The organism is Streptomyces sp. NPDC000151, from assembly GCF_040301705.1.
Taxonomy (GTDB): Bacteria; Actinomycetota; Actinomycetes; order Streptomycetales; family Streptomycetaceae; genus Streptomyces.
In genome coordinates, this window is sequence record NZ_JBEPFC010000141.1 from 1 (window position 1) to 19048 (window position 19048).

Consider the following 19048-nt stretch of genomic DNA (forward strand, 5'->3'; position numbering starts at 1 on the left):
CCGGCGGCCCCGCCGGCCGGCGCGGTCCGGGTGGGCACCGAGCCGGGCGGGCCGGTCGCGGACGTCGCGGTGACGGCGCCCGACGGCTCGACCGTACGGCTGCGGGAGCGGCTGGGGCACGGCCTGCTGGTCGTCCTGGTCGCGCCGGGCACGGGGGTGTGGGACCGCCGGCACTGGATGTCGGCGGGCTTGATGCCGCAGCTGAACGACGCGGTGGCGGCGCTTCCGGTGACAGCGGAAATCCTGGTCGCGGAGTACTACCCGGGCGCCGCCGCCCACAACGTCGTCCTCATCCGCCCCGACGGCCACCTCATCACCACCCTGGCCGGCGTCCGCCCCACCGAACTCCAGGCGTGCGCGCGGGCGCTGTGCGGGGGCGAGGGGGCGAACTCTCCGGATACTTCGGAGAGTTCGGCCCCCGGTGCTGGGCCCGGGTCCGGGTCCGGGCGTGCCTAGTCGGCCATGGGTCCTTGGTCAGCCATGGGGTCCTTGGTCGGCCATGGGGTCCGTAGTCAGCCACCGCTCCCGTCTTGCGATTGACCAGTGCCCGAACCCCATGTTTCACTACGGAGCGTGACAGACACCGACTCGCACTTCTGGCGGAGGGTCCATCTGGACCTGGTCCGCTACGCGGGCTGCGTGTGTCGCCCGTCCTGCTGACCGGACCCCGATCCCTGAACTCGCTGATTTCTGGATCTCCGATTCCGGATCTCCGACTTCTGGATCTCTGATTCCGGTCCCGGATCACAGTTGTCCTTCGCGCGGCGTACCGGCACACCGGCGTACGTGCGTCTCCGAGGCACGCGCCCCACGACGTCAGTAGGCGTCCCACGACGTCCGTAGGCGTCCCCCGACGTCCGTACGCGTGCCTCGCGGAAGCTCACGCCGGAACAGACGTATGCGCCGAACCAGGCGTATGCATTCGGCCGCCCGCCGGTTCACACCGCTCGCCGCGCGCTCCCTCGCGACCTCCAGGACGGTCCTCGTGCCCGACGTACGCAGCTCCATCTCCCTGCAAGCTGTCCCGTACCCCGCCCAGCAGCACTCCTCATACCAGCCCACCACCGACGACCGAGGCTCCGGCAACGACCGAGGCTCCAGCGAGGGCCGGGGCCCCAGCGAGAGCGGGGGCCCCAGCGCCGCCGACCTGCTCGACTTCGTCCGCCGCACCGCCGCCGACGCCGACCTGATCGCCTCCCTCCCCCTCGACCCCGAGGGCCGCACCTGGATCCGGCTGGACGGGCCGGGCGGCAGCGAGGCGTGGCTCATCGGCTGGCCGCCCGGAACGGGCACCGGCTGGCACGACCACGGCGGTTCGCGGGGCGCCTTCGCCGCCGCGGCGGGCGAGCTGACCGAACAGTCCCTCGCCGTCCGGCTGCCCACCGAGGGCTGGAAGACGCTCGAACTCGCGGCGGACGTGGACCGCGAACGACGGCTCAGCGACGGCCGCGGCCGGGCCTTCGGCCCCCACCACGTGCACGAGGTGTTCAACGCCTCGCCGTCCGCCCATGCCGTGTCCGTACACGCCTACTACCCGCCGCTCCCCCTGATGCGGCGCTACAGCCGCAGCGGCGCCGTACTGCGGCTCGAGGAGATCGAGCGTCCGGAGGAATGGGCATGAGCGCGATCGACGACCTTCTGGCGCAGGCCCGCGCGGAGCTGGACCGGGTGGAGCCCCACGAGGCCGCGGCCGTCCAGCGGGACGGCGGGCTGCTGGTGGACATCCGTTACGCGGCGCTGCGCGAGCGGGACGGCACGATCCCGGGCGCGCTGATCGTGGAACGCAACGAGCTGGAGTGGCGGCTCGACCCGACGGGGGACCACCGCGCGCCCGAGGCCACGAGCCGCGACCTCCGCATCGTCGTGATCTGCAACGAGGGATACGCCTCCAGCCTCGCCGCCGTCTCCCTCCGCCGACTCGGCCTGCACCGCGCCACCGACCTCACCGGCGGCTTCCAATCCTGGCGCACGGCCGGCCTACCGGTGAACCCACCTCGGTGACCGGGGGCCTCCTCGGAGCTGGGCCCCTTCCTCAGGGCTGGAGCCCTTCCTCGGGGCTGGACCCCTTCCTCGGGGCTGGACCGCTTCCTCAGGCCCGTCTCCCCCGGGGGGCCCTCCCCCCCCGCCCCCACCCCTCCCAGTCCCTCGTCCCTCCGTACTCGCTCAGCCTTGAGCGCCGGGCTCAGCGCTCATCCCCGAGCGCTGAGCGCAGCGCTCGCCCCAAGCGCTCATCCCCACGCGCTCGACGCCGCACCGCGCGTACTCGTCTCAGCCCCCCGGCATGTACTCGTCGAGGAAATCCGCGGCACCCGCGTCCGCGTCCTCCTCGGCGGCTTCCGCTTCGAGGGCCGTGCGGACGACGCGGAGGGCCAGGCCCTCCGGGTAGCCCTTGCGGGCGAGCATGCCCGCGAGGCGGCGCAGGCGCTTGTCACGGTCCAGCCCCCGCGTGGACCGGAGCTTGCGGTCGACCAGTTCTCGGGCGGTCTGCTCCTCCTGTTCCGGGTCGAGCCGTCCGACGGCCTCGTCGATCAGCGACGACTCCACGCCCTTCGTGCGCAGCTCCCGGGCGAGCGCGCGGCGGGCCAGGCCGCGGCTGTGGTGCCGGGACTCCACCCACGCCCCGGCGAACGCCGCGTCGTCGATCAGCCCGACCTCCTCGAAGCGGGAGAGCACTTCTTCGGCCGCCTCGTCGGGGATGCCTCGCTTCTGCAGCGCGTCCGCGAGCTGCTTCTTCGTGCGTGGGTTTCCGGTGAGCAGGCGCAGGCATATCGCCCGCGCCTGCTCCTCGGGTGTGCGCGGCGGCCCGTCCCCGGCCCTCGACGAGGCCGGGCCACCGCTGTCCGGGCTGCCGCCATCGGCGACGGGCGCGGCGTCGTGCTCGCCGCTGTCGGGCCAGTGCGTTCGGCGGGTCACGGCGGAGGACTAGCTCTTGGCCGCTGCGGCCTTGACTGCCTTGGCGCCCTTGGCCGCGGGGGCCGGGACGGCCTTGGCAGGCTCGGCCGGCGTTTCGGCCGCCGCGTCCGCACCGGGCTCCGCCGACAGGTCCGCGGGCTTCACGCCGATGCCCAGCTTCTCCTTGATCTTCTTCTCGACCTCGTTGGCCAGGTCGGGGTTGTCCTTGAGGAAGTTACGGGCGTTCTCCTTGCCCTGGCCGAGCTGGTCGCCCTCGTACGTGTACCAGGCGCCGGACTTGCGGATGAAGCCGTGCTCCACGCCCATGTCGATCAGGCCGCCCTCGCGGCTGATGCCCTGGCCGTAGAGGATGTCGAACTCCGCCTGCTTGAAGGGCGGGGCGACCTTGTTCTTCACGACCTTGCAGCGGGTGCGGTTGCCGACCGCGTCCGTGCCGTCCTTGAGGGTCTCGATACGGCGGATGTCGATGCGCACCGAGGCGTAGAACTTCAGGGCGCGGCCACCGGTCGTGGTCTCCGGCGAGCCGAACATCACGCCGATCTTCTCGCGGAGCTGGTTGATGAAGATCGCGGTGGTCTTCGACTGGTTGAGCGCGCTGGTGATCTTCCGCAGCGCCTGGCTCATCAGCCGGGCCTGGAGGCCGACGTGCGAGTCGCCCATCTCACCCTCGATCTCGGCCCGCGGCACCAGGGCGGCGACGGAGTCGATCACGATGAGGTCCAGCGCACCGGAGCGGATCAGCATGTCCGTGATCTCCAGGGCCTGCTCCCCGTTGTCCGGCTGGGAGAGGATCAGGGCGTCGGTGTCGACGCCGAGCTTCTTGGCGTACTCGGGGTCGAGGGCGTGCTCGGCGTCGATGAAGGCCACCTGGCCGCCGGCCTTCTGCGCATTGGCGACGGCGTGCAGGGTCAGGGTCGTCTTACCGGAGGATTCCGGGCCGTACACCTCGACCACGCGGCCGCGCGGGATGCCGCCGACGCCGAGGGCCACGTCGAGCGCGGTCGACCCTGTCGGGATGACCTCGATGGGGTCGTTCGGCCGGTCACCCATGCGCATCACTGCGCCCTTGCCGAATTGCCGTTCAATCTGTGCGAGTGCGGTGTCGAGCGCCTTCTCGCGGTCAGTGCCTGCCATGGGTTCCACCCGGTTCGCTTGAGTCGATCGCTTCACGTCCATGACGCTAACGCCTGCCACTGACAATGCGCCCGGACCCGGCCCCGGCCTGTGGATAACTTCCAGGGAACCCCCAGAAAATAGGGGCCGTAGCCCTCATAAGAATGGATGTTCGATTTTGGTGTCAAGCGCACCACGCCGCGCCAGAGCCCCGGGCCGGGCCCCGGAACCGCTCAGTCGTCGCCGGGCCCGTCGTCCTCCCGGCGCCGGTCGGTGCCGGGCTCCCCGTCCGCTCCCCGGTCCTGCTCTCCCGTCCGGTCCTCTCCCTCGGACCGCCGGCGTTCGTCCAGCGGCGCCTCCGTCTGCTCCGCGTGGAGGATGTGCCGCACCTTGGCCAGGAGCGATGCGCCCCGTCTGCGGCGGCCGCGCCCCAGCACCCGCGGGTCGTCCGTGACCTCGTACCGCTTGACGTACGCGCCGAGGAAGCCCTGCAGCGTCGCCGTCGCGGGGATGGCGATCAGCGCGCCGACCGCGCCCAGCAGCGCCGTGCCGGCGATGACCGACCCGAAGGCGACGGCTGGGTGGATGTCCACGGTGCGCGCGGTGATCCGCGGCTGCAGGAGGTAGTTCTCCAGCTGCTGGTAGACGACCACGAAGCCGAGCACCCAGACCGCGTACCAGGGGTTCACCGTGAAGGCGATCAGCATCGGCAGCGCGCCCGCGAGATACGTGCCGATCGTCGGGATGAACTGCGAGACCAGGCCGACCCACATGGCCAGCGCCGGCGCGTACGGCACGCCGAGGATCTCCAGCAGGACGTAGTGCGCGATGCCGGAGATCAGGGCCATCAGGCCGCGGGAGTACAGATAGCCGCCGGTCTTGGCGACCGCGAGCTCCCAGGCGCGCAGCACCTCGGCCTGCCGGGTGGGCGGCAGTACGGAGCACAGCGCGCGGCGCAGCCGGGGGCCGTCGGCCGCGAAGTAGAACGAGAACAGCGTCACCGTGAGCAGGTTGAACAGCGAGCCCAGGACGGTCGCGGAGACGGCGAGGACGTTGTTGGCGCTGTCCTGGACGTACCGCTGCAGCCAGTCGGAGTTCAGCAGGTTGTTCTGCACCTCCACACGCGAGAGGTGGGTGTGGAAGGTGTCGTTCGTCCAGCTGATCACGGAGTCGAGGTACTGCGGGAACTCGCCGACCATGGTGGCGATCTGACCCGCCAGCATGGAACCGAGCAGGGTCATGAACCCCACCCCGACGATCAGGATGGCGAGGAAGACCAGCGCGGTGGCGCCGCCGCGCCGCATGCCGCGCGCCGCCATCCAGTCCACCGCCGGCTCGACGGCCAGCGCCAGGAAGAACGCGATGAGGATGTTCAGCAGCAGCGAGATGAGCTGGTGGAACGCCCAGCTCGCCAGCTGGAAACAGGCCAGCAGGGCGAGTGCCAGCACCATCGCGCGCGGCAGCCAGCGCGGCATCCGCGCAGCACTGCGCGGAGCGTTCGGTCGTCGGTCGTCGGGGCCGGTGGGCTTCGGAGTCGCGGACACGGCTCAAGTCTCGCCTACGGGTCGGACATCGCGGGCCCTGACCCACGTCACGGGTCGGATCTGCGGGGAGGCGGAGCCGGGTGGCGCGGTGCGGTCAGCGCTTCTCGTACGGCACGTCCATGACGGCGCACACCACGCGCCAGACCTCCTTGGCGCTCCAGCCCGCGTCGAGCGCCTCGTGGACGGTCCGGCCGCCCAGGTCGGACATCACGTAGTCGCGCGCGAAGGAGTCGGCGTACGCCGCGCCGAAATGGTCCGCCATCCGCTGCCAGAAGTCCGTCAACCGCATGACCCCAGTATCCCGCCCTGAGAGTGCAGCCGTGCGCGAGCCGCTGACCGGCCGCGGGTTCCGTCCTACCGTCGGGCCATGGCCGAAACCGCAAGCCCACCGACGACCCCTCTGGCGCGCGCCGAGCGCTTCATCTGGCTCACCGCGCGGGTCCTGGAACAGCGCCGCTTCGAACATCACTTCCTGGGCGGGAGCGCGGACGCCGTTGAGACCGCGCTCGACGCGTACCGCAACGACGACAACGGGTACGGGCACGCCCTGGAGCCGGACCTGCGCGGCCCGGTGAGCCAGCCGCTGCACACGGCGCACGCGCTGGGGGTACTGGACGCCATCGGGCGCTGCGACGGCCGCCGGGTGGAACAGGTCTGCCGCTACCTGACGCACATCTCCACCCCCGAAGGTGCGCTGCCTGCCCTGCACCCTTCATTGCGCGGCTATCCGGCGGCGCCCTGGATCCCGGTGGTGGACGATCCGCCGAGCGATCTGCTGGCGACCGGCCCGGTGGTCGGGCTGCTGCACCGGAACGAGGTGTGGCACGCCTGGCTGTTCCGGGCGACGGACTACTGCTGGCAGGCGGTGGAGTCCCTGGAGAAGACGCACCCGTACGGCGCGGAGGCCGCGCTGCGGTTCCTGGAGGGCGTGCCGGACCGGGCGCGCGCCGCTGCCGCCGCCGAGCGGCTGGGCCGGCTCGTACGGGAGCAGGAGCTGGTCGTCGTGGAGCCGGAGCGGGCGCACGAGATCCCGGTGGCGGAGGGGTACGCGCCCGGGGAGCACCACTTCGCGTACGACTACGCGCCCACGCCGGCGTCCCCGGCGCGCGGCTGGTTCACGGACGCGGAGATGGACCGGGCGCTGGACCACCTCGCCGCTCTTCAGGAGGAGGACGGCGGCTGGCCGCTGAACTGGCGGGCGTGGGCGCCGGGCACCGCGCTGGAATGCCGCCCGATGGTGACCCTCAAGGCGCTGCTGACGCTGCGCGCCTACGGGCGCGACATCGGCTGACCCGCCCCCGAGGGCGAGCGGCCGGGGCGCTCCTCCGAAGGCGGTTCCGGAGCGCTGTCTCTGAGGAGCAGCGCGCACAGGGCCAGGGTGGTGCCCCGTGGGGAGGCCAGGTCGATGCCGGTGAGTTCGGCGATCCGGGCGAGGCGATTGTCGACGGTGTTCGGGTGCAGCCCGAGTGTCCGTGCGGTCGCACGGCGGTCCTGGCACGTCTCCAGGTGGGCGCGCAGGGTGTCGGTCAGTTCGGGGCGGCCGTCGAGCGGGTCCAGAAGGGCGGCGATCATCGGGCTGCTCTCGTCGCGGCGCGAGAGGTGGTACTCGAGCAGCACGTCGGCGAGCCGGTGGAGCTCCGGGGGCCGTCCGGAGGCGTGCGCGATGCGGATCACCTCGGAGGCGGTACGGGCGGCGTACGGGACGCCTCCGGGGCTCTCGGCCCGTGCGGCGGCACAGCGCACCGGGCCGCCGTACGCGCGGGCCAGCCGACGGGCCAGGCCGTCGGCGGGTTCCGGTGCGCCCGGTACGAGCGCGTGGCCGCCCGCGGCGTCCAGGCTGAGGAGTACCTCGGTGCCGAATTCGCGTTCCAGTGCGGTCTGCAGGCGCCGCAGGCCGCGGCGGACCGCGATCGGTGCGGGGGCGGGGCCGTCGGCCGGCGGGAGGCGCAGCGCGAGGACCGTGACGGGGCCGTCCAGGCCCAGTTCCTCCAGCGCGTCCCGGTCGGCGGCCGGCGCGCCGTCGATCAGGGCACGCGCGAGTGTGCGCCGTTCCTCGCGCCGTTCGGCGTCCAGCGCGGCGCGTTCGTCGAGGTAGGTCTCGGCGACCGCTCCGATGACGCTGCCCTGGTTGCGCAGGAGGAAGTCGGCCAGTTCGGCGAGGGCGGCCTCCTCACCGGGGCGGGCCTCGTCGCGCAGCGTCTCCCACAGGGCGTAGGTGCCCAGCGCGTGGGTGCGCAGCAACAGGTGCAGCGGCAGCCCCTCCTCCGCGCGCTGGGCTGCGCGCTGTCTGAAGAGCGCATGGTCGCCGTGGCGGCCGTCCTGGCCGCGTGCCCGCCGCATGAAGAGGCGCAGCCCGTGCCGCGCGGTGGCGGCGATCTCGACGTCCTTCATGTCGTCGGGCAGCTCGGCGTATCCGGGGATGTGCGCGAACACGTCTCCGGACATCTCGCGGGCCAGCTCGTTGACCCGCGTCTCGCAGCGCAGGGCCAGGTCGCGGGCTGCGTCGGACAGCGGCACGCGCGCCTCCTTCCTCCGGGTGCGGCCCCGCACCGCACCCGAAGGGCAGCGGGGGTTGTGACGCGTCACAGTACCGGCGCCGGGGCGGTGTGACGGCGCCGGATGTCATCGCGTACGTACGCGGCCCAGACTCGGTGGTCCGGCCGCGAAAGGCCGCGGCGTACCGGCCGGCATCCGACCCCTCGTAAGGAGCCGTTTTCTATGACGCAGCACAGCCTCGACGACTATCTCGCCTATGTGGACCGTGTCTGGCAGGGGCAGGACACCCTGCTCGCCCACCTCACCGGGGCGTACACGGGGGACACGCTGGTGCGCATCGGCGAGCGGACCGGGTTCCTGCCCGCGTTCGCCAACGTGGCGGTGTTCGACACCGGGTCGGACGGGCTGGTGCTGGTGGACTCCGGGGACGTCCGCACGGCCGGACAGTTGCACAAGGCGGTGACGGCGTTCGGCGCGGCGACGGACGGTGCGCCGCGCAAAGAAGTGCGCAGCGTCGTCTACACGCACGGGCACGTGGACCACGTCTTCGGGATCGGCCCGTTCGACGAGGACGCGCGGGCGCGGGGCGTGGCCGCTCCCGAGGTGGTCGCCCATGAGGCGGTGGCCGCGCGCTTCGACCGCTACACGGAGACGGCCGGCTACAACTCCTGGATCAACCGGCGGCAGTTCGGGGTGCCGGGGCTCGACTGGCCGACCCGTTACCGCTACCCGGACACCACCTACCGGGACCGGCTCACGCTGCGCTACGGGGACCTGACGTTCGAGCTCTTCCATGCGCGCGGCGAGACGGACGACGCCACCTACGTGTGGATTCCGGAGCTGAAGACGCTGTGCACGGGTGACCTGTTCATCTGGAACTCGCCGAACGCCGGCAACCCCCAGAAGGTGCAGCGCTACCCGGAGGACTGGGCGCGTGCGCTGCGCGCGATGGCGGAGCTGGGTGCCGAGGTGCTGCTCCCCGGGCACGGTGTGCCGATCGTCGGCGCGCCCCGGGTCGCGCAGGCCCTCGGGGACAGCGCCGAGCTGCTGGAGTCGCTGTGCACCCAGACGCGCGAGCTGATGAACGCCGGGCTGCGCCTGGACGAGGTACTGCACGGGGTCAAGGTCCCGGCCGAGCTGCTGGCGAAGCCGTATCTCCATCCCGCGTACGACGAGCCCGAGTTCGTGGTCCGCAACCTGTGGCGGCTGTGGGGCGGCTGGTACGACCAGAACCCGGCGCACCTCAAGCCCGCGCCCGAAGCGGAGCTGGCCGCCGAGCTGGCGGAGGCGGCGGGCGGCGCCGTCGCCCTGGCGCGCCGGGCGGCGGACCTGCTGGGCCGAGGGGAGCTGCGGCTGGCCACCCATCTGGCCGAGACCGCGGCACTGGCGGCGCCGGAGGACCGGGAGGTGGCCGGGGTCCGCGCGGAGGTGTACGGGAAGCGGGCCGCCGCCGAGTCCTCCACGATGGCCCAGGGCGTCTTCCGGTGGGCGGCTGCGGAGTCGGCGGCGGTCGTCGAGGGGTCCGACCTCACCACGGAGCTGACGCGCAGCGAGGGGGGCCGTAGGCGGGCGGCCGGCGGCATCTCGGTCGGCGTCGTGGCGGACGAGGACGGCTGCTCGTGCGGCTCAGCGGCGGACAGCGGGACGGCGCCGGAGACCGTTCGGTGACCTCCGCCGCCGAGTCCGCGCCGGCCGTCGTACCGGGCGCGGTCGCCGCCGTACGGGGCCGGGCCTGGCGCACGACGTGGCTGCTGCTGGGCTTCATGCTGGTGAACTTCGCCGACAAGACGGTCATGGGCCTGGCGGCGAACCCGATGATGCACGATCTCGGGCTCACCCGGGAGCAGTTCGGCACGGCGTCCTCGGCGTTCTTCGCGCTCTTCAGCCTGGCGGCGCTGGCCGGGTCGTTCCTCACCCGCACCGTGCGCACGTCCGTACTGCTGCTGGGCATGGCACTCCTGTGGTCGGCCGCCCAGCTGCCGATGCTGGTCGGCGCGGCCGGCTTCGGGGTGCTGGTGGCCACGCGCGTCCTCTTGGGCGCGGCGGAGGGCCCGGCGTCCCCGGTGGCACTGCACCACCTGTACGGCTGGTTCGAGCAGAAGGACCGCACGCTGCCGACCGCGGTGCTGCTGACCGGTGCGGCGGCCGGGGTGGCGGTGGCGGCGCCCACCCTGGGCGTGGTGATCGACCACTGGGGCTGGCGGTGGGCCTTCGGGGTCGTCGGTCTCGTCGGCCTCGGCTGGGCGGCGGTGTGGCTGCGGTACGGGAAGGAGGGGCCGCTGGCGCCTCCGGTGGGCGGGCGGCGCACCCCGGGGCCCGTTTCCGCGGGCGCGGCGGTCACGGGGGCCGCGGCCGCCGTCCCGTACCGGAAGCTGCTGCTGTCGGGGACCTGGCTGGCGGCGGCGCTGGGCTCGTTCGCCGCGTACTGGACGCTGTCGGCCGGGCTGACCTGGTCGGCGGACTACTTCCAGGAGGTGGGCGGGCTCTCGTTGCGCGGCGCAAGCCTGTTGATCATGCTCTCCGCGCTGTCCAAGGGGGCCGCGATGCTGACCCACGGGGCGCTCGTCCAGTGGTCGGTCAAGCGGGCGGCGGCCGGACTGCCGCCGCGCCTCGCCTGGTCCTCCGGCGTGAAGACCGGCCTGGTGATGATCCTGGCGGGCGTGGCCATGGTGGGGTTCGCCGCGACGGACGTGCTGTGGCTGAAGATCGTCCTGCTGCTCGGGCCGATGGCCGTCACGGACATCGTCCTCACGGTCGCGGCGACCGCGGTCTCCCGGATCTCCCCCGCCGACCGGCGCGGCGTCACCCTGGGCGCGCTGACGGGTGTGTTCGCCCTGGCGGGCGTGCTGGCGCCGCTCGTCATGGGGCACATCGTGGACACGGGCACGACCGTCGCCTCCGGGTACTTCGGCGCGTACGTGCTGATGGCCGTACTGGTGACGGCAGCCGGGGTGGCGGTCACGCTCCTCCTGCGCCCGGAACGGGACGCGCGCAGGCTGGGCACGGAGTAGAGACCCGGCGGCGGCGGGCGTACGGGGGTGGCGCCCGCCGCCGTCTCAGCCGCGACCGCCGTACCCCCGTCGCCGTCTCAGCCGCCGAGCGCCCGCACTCCCGCCGTGACCACCACGGCGGCCGCGACCACCAACAGGAACGGCGCGCGCAGTACGAGGGCGAGGGCCGCCGCGCCGACACCGGCCACCCTGGCGTCCAGAACGAGGTGCTGGCCCTCACTGAGGGTCTGCTGCGCCGTGAGGGCGGCCAGCAGGGCCACCGGGAGCAGCGCGGCGAGCCGCTTGACGAGAGGGCGCTCCAGAAGGCCGGCGGGCACCAGCAGGCCCGCGTACTTGAGCAGGTAGCAGCCGACGGCGGTGGCGCCGATCGCGATCCAGGTGTTCACCGGCTCTCCTCCTGTGCGCGCGAGGTCCTACGGGAGCGGGCGCCCTGGGCCAGCAGTACCGCGGGGGCGGCCAGCGCGGAGACCAGGACCGGCACGCCGGCGGGCAGTACCGGCAGGGTGACCAGCATCAGGACGACGGCGAGGCCCGCGGCGGCGCGTTCCACGGTGGTCTTCAGCATGGGGGCGAGCAGCGCCAGGAAGACGGCGGGGCCGGCCGCGTCCAGGCCCCAGGCGGCGGTGTCCCCGAGCGCTTCGGCGCCCAGTGCCCCGGCCAGCGTGGTGAGGTTCCACAGGACGTAGAGCGTCAGTCCGGTGACGGTGAAGCCGAGGCGGGCGCTGCGCCGGTCGGGCTGGGCGAGCGTGACGGCGGACGTCTCGTCGATGACCCAGTGGGCGGCGAGCGGCTTCAGCAGGGCCCGGTAGCCGAGCAGGCCGGACAGCCGCAGCCCGTAGAAGGCGTTGCGGGCGCCCAGGAAGAAGGCGCCGGCCGCGGCGGCGAACGGGTTGCCGCCCGCGCCCAGCGCGCCGACCAGCGCGAACTGTGAGGCGCCGGTGAACACGAGGAGGCTGAGCAGGCAGCTCTGCAGCACGCTGAGGCCCGCGCCCGCCGAGGTGACTCCGAAGGCGAAGCCCGAGAGGCCGACGGCGACGCCGACGCCGAGCGCGTCCCTGATGACGGCGGCGTCGGCCTTGCGCGGCGCCGCGTCCGAGGGAGCGCGCGGCGTCTCGCGTATCCCGTGGGGTGCGGTCTGTTCGATCTGTTCAGGCACCTCACCACGCTAAGCAGGGGCGCCCGTCGCAGTCTTGTACGTTCTTGCGGCCGGGCGGCCGGGCCGCTAAGCCCCGCGCTCCCGGCGGTACGCCCCGGGCGGTACCCCGACGATCCTCGTGAAGTGCCGGTTCAGATGCGGCTGATCCGTGAAGCCGACGGCCGTCGCCGCCTCGGCGGGCGGGGTGCCGCGGTCCAGGAGGCGCCGGGCGCGACGTACCCGCGCATCGGTGAGCCAGGCGTGCGGCGGCATTCCGTACGCCTTCTTGAAAGCGCGCAGCAGCGCGAACGGGCTGGTGCCCAGCTGCGCGGCGAGCTGTTCCAGCGACGGCGGATCCGCCAGCCGCTCCTCCAGGATCTCCCGCGCCCGCGCCGCCCCGGTCGCCCCCGCCGCACGGGGCGTACGGGCCGGAAGCGGCCCTCCGTACCTGCGCAGCAGCCGGTCCACGGCAATCCGCAGCATGCTGTCGGCGGCCAGCGCGTTGCCCGCCTCCGCCGCCCGGTGCACCTCGTGGATGAGCCGGGAGGCGTACGCGTCGTCGACGGCGGACTCGGTGAAGCCGGGAGTGCCGCGGAGCGCGGTGGTCTCGGCGGCGATCTCCGCGACCAAGGCGGCGGACGGGTAGAGCGTGGAGTACGTCCACCCCTCGTCGACGCCTGCCCGCGCGGTGTGCGGAACCTCCGGGTTGATCATGACGACGCTGCCGTGGCCTGCCCGTACGGACCCCTCCGGCAGCCCGACCTCCTCGATCCCGCCGCTGACCGCGCCGAGCACGAAGCCCTCGTGGCTGTGGCGCGGGAAGGCGTGCCGTACGTAGCGGGCCCGGAGCAGATCGAGTCCGGGCAGCCCGGCGTACCGCCAGTGCCTCGCCCACTCACCGCCGGTGCTCCCCATGCACCCATTCTGCGCCCGGCGCCACGCCGCTGACCTGCGCGTCCACGGTCCGGACGGGCCGCACGCCGACCGTTGTCAGTGGTCCGAGGCACGATGGGGTCATGGCGAGGACCGCGCTCGATTCGTTCTCCCCCGCGACCAGAGGCTGGTTCACGGGGGCCTTCCACGCGCCCACCGCCGCGCAGGACGGCGCCTGGCGGGCCATCGGCGAGGGCTCCGACGTGCTGGTCGTCGCGCCGACCGGCTCCGGCAAGACCCTCGCGGCCTTCCTCGCCTCCCTGGACTCCCTCGCGAGCACGCCGCCGCCCGCCGAGCCCAAGAAGCGCTGCCGGGTGCTGTACGTCTCCCCGCTCAAGGCCCTCGCGGTCGATGTCGAGCGCAATCTGCGCTCCCCGCTGACCGGCATCCGTCAGGAGTCCGTCCGGCTCGGCCTGCCGGAGCCCGACATCCGGGTGGGCATCCGCTCCGGCGACACCCCCGCCGCCGAGCGCCGCTCGCTCGCGAACCGCCCGCCGGACATCCTGATCACCACCCCCGAGTCGCTGTTCCTGATGCTGACCTCCCAGGCACGGGACGCCCTGGCGGGCGTGGAGACGGTCATCCTGGACGAGGTGCACGCCGTCGCGGGGACGAAGCGCGGCGCGCACCTGGCGCTGTCCCTGGAGCGCCTGGACGAGCTGCTGCCCCGCCCGGCCCGCCGCATCGGGCTCTCGGCGACGGTGCGGCCCGTGGAGGAGGTCGCGCGCTACTTGTCGCCGCGCCGCCGGGTGGAGATCGTGCAGCCGCCCTCGGGGAAGGAGTTCGACCTCTCGGTCGTCGTGCCCGTCGAGGACCTCGGCGAGCTGGGCGGCTCGCCCGTACGGGAGACCGGACCCGACGGCGGCGACACGGGCGGCGACAAGCCGTCCATCTGGCCGCACGTCGAGGAGCGCATCGCCGACCTCGTGCAGGCGCATCGTTCAACGATCGTCTTCGCGAACTCGCGCCGCCTCGCGGAGCGCCTGTGCAACCGCCTGAACGAGATCGCGTACGAGCGCGCCACGGGCGAGCCGATGCCCGAGGACCATTCGCCCGCCGAGCTGATGGCCCAGTCCGGCGGCGCCAAGGGGGCGCCTCCGGTACTGGCCAGGGCGCACCACGGCTCGGTGTCCAAGGAGCAGCGCGCGCAGGTCGAGGAGGACCTGAAGGCGGGCCGGCTGCCTGCCGTGGTGGCCACCTCCAGCCTGGAGCTGGGCATCGACATGGGCGCGGTGGACCTGGTGGTCCAGGTGGAGTCGCCGCCGTCGGTCGCGTCCGGGCTGCAGCGGGTGGGCCGCGCGGGCCATCAGGTGGGCGCGGTGTCCACGGGCGTCGTCTTCCCGAAGTACCGCGGCGACCTGGTGCAGGCGGCGGTGGTCACGGAGCGGATGCGCGAGGGCGCCATCGAGGCGCTGCGCGTGCCGGCCAATCCGCTGGACGTACTGGCTCAGCAGCTGGTCGCGATGGTGTCGATGGACGCCTGGGACGTCGAGGAGCTGCTGGCGACGGTGCGGCGGGCCGCACCGTTCGCGGCGCTCCCGGAGTCGGCGTACACCGGCGTGCTGGACATGCTGGCGGGCCGGTACCCCTCGGACGCGTTCGCGGAGCTGCGGCCGCGCATCGTGTGGGACCGGGTCGCGAACACGGTCACGGGGCGGCCCGGTGCCCAGCGGCTCGCCGTCACCTCGGGCGGCACGATCCCCGACCGCGGCCTCTTCGGGGTCTTCCTGGCGGGCGCCGACCCCAAGAAGGGCGGCGGCCGCGTCGGGGAGCTGGACGAGGAGATGGTGTACGAGTCGCGGGTCGGCGACGTCTTCACGCTCGGCACGACCTCCTGGCGCATCGAGGACATCACCCGGGACCGGGTGCTGGTCTCGCCCGCCCCCGGGGTGCCCGGCCGGCTGCCCTTCTGGAAGGGCGACCAGCTCGGCCGTCCTCTGGAGCTGGGCCGGGCCCTGGGCGCGTACCTCAGGGAGATCGGCGCGCTTCAACCGGAGGCGGCGCGGGCCCGGCTGTCGGCCGCCGGGCTGGACGACTGGGCGGCGGGCAACGTCCTGAGTTACCTCGCCGAGCAGCGCGAGGCGTGCGGCCACATCCCCGACGACCGCACGATCGTCGTCGAGCGCTTCCGGGACGAGCTGGGCGACTGGCGGGTCGTGGTGCACTCGCCGTTCGGCGCGCAGGTGCACGCGCCCTGGGCGCTGGCGCTGGGCGCCCGGCTGGCCGAGCGGTACGGCATGGACGCACAGGTGATGCACGCCGACGACGGCATCGTGCTGCGGCTGCCGGACGCGGACCTGATGGGCCTGGACCTGCTGGACACCGACCCGGACGCCGCGGGCGCGGAGTTCGACCCCGACCAGTCGCCGGTGGGCGCCGCCGACGTCGTGTTCGACAAGGGCGAGGTCGACCAGGTCGTGACCGACCAGGTGGGCGGCTCGGCGCTGTTCGCCGCGCGCTTCCGGGAGTGTGCCGCCCGCGCGCTGCTGCTGCCGCGGCGCAATCCGGGCAAGCGCACGCCCCTGTGGCAGCAGCGCCAGCGCGCCGCGCAACTGCTCCAGGTGGCGAGCGAGTTCGGGTCCTTCCCGATCGTCCTCGAAGCCATCCGCGAGTGCCTTCAGGACGTGTTCGACGTTCCCGGTCTGGCCGAGCTGATGGGGGACATCGAGTCGCGCCGCGTCCGGCTCGTGGAGGTGACCACGCAGGAGCCCTCGCCGTTCGCCCGGTCGCTGCTCTTCGGGTACGTGGCCCAGTTCCTGTACGAGGGCGACTCCCCCCTGGCCGAGCGCCGCGCCGCGGCCCTCTCGCTCGACTCCCGGCTGCTCGCCGAGCTGCTGGGCCAGGCCGACCTGCGCGAGCTGCTGGACCCGGAGGTCCTCGCCGATCTGGAGCGCGAGCTGCAGTGGCTGACCGACGATCGCAAGGTCAAGGACGCCGAGGGCGTCGCCGACCTGCTGCGGCTGCTCGGGCCGCTGACCGACGCCGAGCTGGCCGAGCGCGGCGCGGATCCGGCGTGGGCCACGGAGCTGGCCGCGGCCCGGCGCGCCATCCGGGTGCGGGTGGCGGGCGCCGAGCACTGGGCCGCGGTCGAGGACGCCGGGCGGCTGCGGGACGCCCTCGGTACGGCGCTGCCCGTGGGTGTCCCGGAGTCCTTCATGGAGCCGGTCAAGGACCCGCTGGGCGACCTGCTGTCCCGGTATGCGCGCACGCACGGCCCGTTCACCTCCGAGCAGGCCGCAGCCCGCTTCGGCCTCGGCACGGCCGTCACCGACGGGGCGCTGCACCGCCTCGCCGGGACCGGCCGGGTCGTCCAGGGCGAGTTCGCGCCGTCCGGCGTGCACCAGGAGTGGTGCGACGCCCAGGTGCTGCGGCGGCTGCGGCGGCGGTCGCTGGCCGCGCTGCGGCACGAGCTGGAGCCGGTGCCGCCGCCCGCGCTGGCCGCCTTCCTGCCGCAGTGGCAGAGCGTCGGCGGCCAAGGGCTGCGCGGCATCGACGGACTGCTGCGCGCCGTCGAGCAGTTGCAGGGCGCGCCGGTGCCCGCCTCGGCCCTGGAGCGGCTCGTCCTGCCCTCCCGGGTGTCGGGCTACTCCCCCGCCCTGCTGGACGAGCTGACCTCCACGGGTGAGGTCCTGTGGGCGGGCGCCGGCGCGCTGCCCGGCAAGGACGGCTGGATCGCCCTGTACCCGGCCGACACCGCGCCGCTCCTGTTGCCGCAGCCGCACCCCTTCGAGGTGACGCCGCTCCACCAGTCCGTACTGGACGCCCTCGCGCCCGGGTACGGCCTGTTCTTCCGTCAGCTCGCCGATCAGGTACGGGCGACGACGCATCCGGAAGCCACCGATCTCCAACTGGCCGACGCGGTATGGGACCTGGCCTGGTCCGGGCGGCTGACCAACGACACCCTCGCGCCGCTCCGCGCGCTGCTCGGCTCGGGCCGTACGGCCGGGGCCACCGCGCACCGCGCCCGCCGGGCCACCCCGCGCGGCCGGTACGGCAGCCTCACCGCCGCCACCGGCCGGACGGGCCGGCCCACCGCGTCCCGTTCCGGGCCGCCCACGGTCGCCGGGCGCTGGTCGCTGCTGCCCGTACTGGAGCCGGACCCCACCCACCGGGCGCACGCGCTGGCCCACACGCTCCTGGACCGGCACGGCATCGTCACCCGGGGCGCGGTGGCGGCCGAGGGCGTCGAGGGCGGCTTCTCCGCGGCGTACAGAGTCCTGGCCGCCTTCGAGGAGACCGGCCAGGCCCGCCGCGGGTACGTCGTCGAGGGGCTGGGCGCGGCGCAGTTCGCGATGGACGGCGCGGTGGACCGGCTGCGCGCGGTCAGTACGAGCCGGGACCGTACGGCCGAGGAGACCGCGCCCGGCGGCTCCTGGCAGCCGGCCGGGCCGGCCCGCGGCGGCACCCCGCGCGCCGTCGTACTGGCCGCGGCGGACCCGGCCAACGCGTACGGCGCCGCGCTGCCCTGGCCGGAGCCGCCGGAGGGTTCGTCCCACAAGCCGGGCCGCAAGGCGGGCTCGCTGGTCGTCGTGGTCGACGGCGAACTGGCGGTCTACATGGAGCGCGGCGGCAAGACGCTGCTGGCCTGGCAGGCCGGTGAGGAGGGCGGCGGGGCCCGGGTGCGGCTCGCCGTGGAGGCGCTCGCGGCCGCGGTGCGGAACGGTTTCGTGGGCGCGCTCACCGTGGAGCGCATCAACGGCTCGTCGGCGCTCACCTCGCCGCTGGCCGCCGAGCTGGAGGGCGCGGGCTTCCACGCGACACCGAGGGGACTGCGACTGCGGATATGAGGCGCGCCACCGGGCCGCACGGGATCACGACCGCACGGGGCCACGGCCGCACGTGGGCCTGCGGCCCCACAGGGGGCGCAGGGGCCGCGGCCCCACAGAGGCCGACCCGCGCTCCCGGGGCGCCGCGCACGGCATGATGGAGCCATGCCCGAAGGCGACACCGTCTGGCGGGCCGCCGCGGAGCTGCACGAGGCGCTGGCCGGGCGGCGGCTGACCCGTACCGACCTGCGCGTACCGAAGCTGGCCACGACCGACCTGGCCGGGCGCTCCGTACTGGAGGTGCTGGCGCGCGGCAAGCACCTCCTCACCCGCGTCGACGGCGGCCTGACGCTCCACTCGCACCTGCGGATGGACGGCGCCTGGCGGGTGTACGGCGCGGGCGAGCGCTGGCGCGGCGGTCCCGACCACCAGATCCGCGCGGTGCTGGCCACGGCGGAACGCACCGCCGTCGGCTACCGCCTCCCCGTACTGGAGCTGCTGCGCACCGCCGACGAGGACAGCGTCGTCGGCCATCTCGGCCCCGACCTGCTGGGCCCTGACTGGGACCCGGACGAGGCGCTGCGGCGGCTGCTGGCCGATCCGGACCGGGCGCTCGGCGAGGCGCTGCTGGACCAGCGCAATCTGGCCGGGATCGGGAACGTCTTCAAGTGCGAGCTGTGCTTCCTGCTGCGGGCCTCGCCCTGGCTGCCGGTGGGCGCGCTGCCGCGGCCCGACCGGGCGGTCTCGCTGGCGAAGCGGCTGCTGGAGGCGAACAAGCGGCGTCTCGCCCGTACGACCACGCCCAGCGCGCGCCCGGACCGCCGCCTGTGGGTGTACGGCCGCGCCGGCCGCCCCTGCCTCCGGTGCGAGACGCCGATCCGGGTCGCCGACCAGGACCCCGGCCCACAGGCCCGTGTCACGTACTGGTGCCCGCGCTGCCAGCCCGACCCCTCTGCGGGCGCGACTCCCTGACACAGGCGAAAGGCGCCCGAACGCCTCTCAGGGCCGGACGCCCGGCCCCACCGTCGCTCAGGACCGCCCCGGCCCCCCGCCCCAGCGCCCGTGCCGCCATGCCCTGGTGAGCCGCGCCGTGAGAGCGGAGTCGCCCGGGGCGCCCACGCAGCCGCCGCGCGTGTG

General features: G+C 74.0%; 16 protein-coding genes and 1 pseudogene. 9 read left to right on the forward strand and 8 right to left on the reverse strand.

Annotation, left to right across the window (positions count from 1 at the left end):
* The 4 genes and pseudogenes from ABT381_RS28865 to ABT381_RS28880 form a co-directional block, all read left to right on the forward strand.
* A pseudogene (locus tag ABT381_RS28865) lies at positions 1-456 on the forward strand (monooxygenase); the annotation flags it as partial.
* A gap of 117 nt (positions 457-573) precedes the next feature.
* Positions 574-660 carry a putative leader peptide gene (locus ABT381_RS28870; protein ID WP_351599523.1) on the forward strand — a complete coding sequence of 29 codons (87 nt, stop codon included), beginning with the start codon at positions 574-576 and terminating at the stop codon, positions 658-660.
* A 487-nt stretch (positions 661-1147) separates the two neighbouring features.
* The gene (locus ABT381_RS28875; RefSeq protein WP_351599524.1) at positions 1148-1621 is read left to right on the forward strand and encodes a cupin domain-containing protein; all 474 of its coding nucleotides are present in this window, start codon (positions 1148-1150) and stop codon (positions 1619-1621) included.
* Positions 1618-2001: a rhodanese-like domain-containing protein gene (locus ABT381_RS28880; RefSeq protein ID WP_351599511.1), complete on the forward strand. Its 384-nt coding sequence runs from the start codon at positions 1618-1620 to the stop codon at positions 1999-2001. Before ABT381_RS28875 ends, ABT381_RS28880 begins: the two co-directional genes overlap by 4 nt.
* 267 nt (positions 2002-2268) lie before the next feature.
* Here the strand turns inward: ABT381_RS28880 and recX are convergent, their stop codons facing one another.
* From recX to ABT381_RS28900, 4 genes are all read right to left on the reverse strand, one after another.
* The gene (recX, locus tag ABT381_RS28885; protein ID WP_351599512.1) at positions 2269-2913 is read right to left on the reverse strand and encodes a recombination regulator RecX; all 645 of its coding nucleotides are present in this window, start codon (positions 2911-2913) and stop codon (positions 2269-2271) included.
* 9 nt (positions 2914-2922) lie between these two features.
* Positions 2923-4047, reverse strand: a complete 1125-nt coding sequence (recA, locus tag ABT381_RS28890) for a recombinase RecA (protein WP_351599513.1) — start codon at positions 4045-4047, stop codon at positions 2923-2925.
* Between the two features lie 212 nt (positions 4048-4259).
* The gene (locus ABT381_RS28895; RefSeq protein ID WP_351599525.1) at positions 4260-5501 is read right to left on the reverse strand and encodes an AI-2E family transporter; all 1242 of its coding nucleotides are present in this window, start codon (positions 5499-5501) and stop codon (positions 4260-4262) included.
* A gap of 163 nt (positions 5502-5664) precedes the next feature.
* Complete coding sequence (locus ABT381_RS28900; protein ID WP_351599514.1) at positions 5665-5859, reverse strand: DUF3046 domain-containing protein; 195 nt, start codon at positions 5857-5859, stop codon at positions 5665-5667.
* A 78-nt stretch (positions 5860-5937) separates the two neighbouring features.
* On the opposite strand from ABT381_RS28900, the gene ABT381_RS28905 reads away from it, so the two are divergent.
* Positions 5938-6861 carry a hypothetical protein gene (locus ABT381_RS28905; RefSeq protein ID WP_351599515.1) on the forward strand — a complete coding sequence of 308 codons (924 nt, stop codon included), beginning with the start codon at positions 5938-5940 and terminating at the stop codon, positions 6859-6861.
* On the opposite strand, the gene ABT381_RS28910 is transcribed toward ABT381_RS28905, so the two are convergent.
* Positions 6840-8087, reverse strand: a complete 1248-nt coding sequence (locus ABT381_RS28910; RefSeq protein WP_351599516.1) for a PucR family transcriptional regulator — start codon at positions 8085-8087, stop codon at positions 6840-6842. The genes ABT381_RS28905 and ABT381_RS28910 overlap by 22 nt on opposite strands.
* Before the next feature lie 201 nt (positions 8088-8288).
* On the opposite strand from ABT381_RS28910, the gene ABT381_RS28915 reads away from it, so the two are divergent.
* Positions 8289-9734 (forward strand): alkyl sulfatase dimerization domain-containing protein, encoded by a 1446-nt coding sequence (locus ABT381_RS28915; RefSeq protein ID WP_351599517.1) that lies wholly within the window; start codon positions 8289-8291, stop codon positions 9732-9734.
* Positions 9731-11077, forward strand: a complete 1347-nt coding sequence (locus ABT381_RS28920) for an MFS transporter (protein WP_351599518.1) — start codon at positions 9731-9733, stop codon at positions 11075-11077. The genes ABT381_RS28915 and ABT381_RS28920 overlap by 4 nt, the downstream gene beginning before the upstream one ends.
* Before the next feature lie 77 nt (positions 11078-11154).
* Here the strand turns inward: ABT381_RS28920 and ABT381_RS28925 are convergent, their stop codons facing one another.
* The 3 genes from ABT381_RS28925 to ABT381_RS28935 all read right to left on the reverse strand — a co-directional run bounded on the left by ABT381_RS28925 (position 11155) and on the right by ABT381_RS28935 (position 13127).
* On the reverse strand, positions 11155-11463 hold the full coding sequence (locus tag ABT381_RS28925) for an AzlD domain-containing protein (RefSeq protein WP_351599519.1): 309 nt from the start codon (positions 11461-11463) through the stop codon (positions 11155-11157).
* A complete protein-coding gene (locus ABT381_RS28930; RefSeq protein WP_467754703.1) occupies positions 11460-12233 on the reverse strand; it encodes an AzlC family ABC transporter permease in 774 nt (257 codons plus the stop codon). The genes ABT381_RS28925 and ABT381_RS28930 overlap by 4 nt, the downstream gene beginning before the upstream one ends.
* A 66-nt stretch (positions 12234-12299) precedes the next feature.
* Positions 12300-13127 (reverse strand): AraC family transcriptional regulator, encoded by an 828-nt coding sequence (locus ABT381_RS28935; protein ID WP_351599520.1) that lies wholly within the window; start codon positions 13125-13127, stop codon positions 12300-12302.
* Between the two features lie 101 nt (positions 13128-13228).
* Between ABT381_RS28935 and ABT381_RS28940 the strand changes: the two genes are divergently transcribed.
* Positions 13229-17932, forward strand: coding sequence for an ATP-dependent helicase (locus ABT381_RS28940; RefSeq protein WP_351599521.1), 4704 nt, complete (start codon positions 13229-13231; stop codon positions 17930-17932).
* A gap of 144 nt (positions 17933-18076) precedes the next feature.
* A complete protein-coding gene (locus ABT381_RS28945) occupies positions 18077-18883 on the forward strand; it encodes a DNA-formamidopyrimidine glycosylase family protein (RefSeq protein ID WP_351599522.1) in 807 nt (268 codons plus the stop codon).
* Positions 18884-19048: the final 165 nt, after the last annotated feature.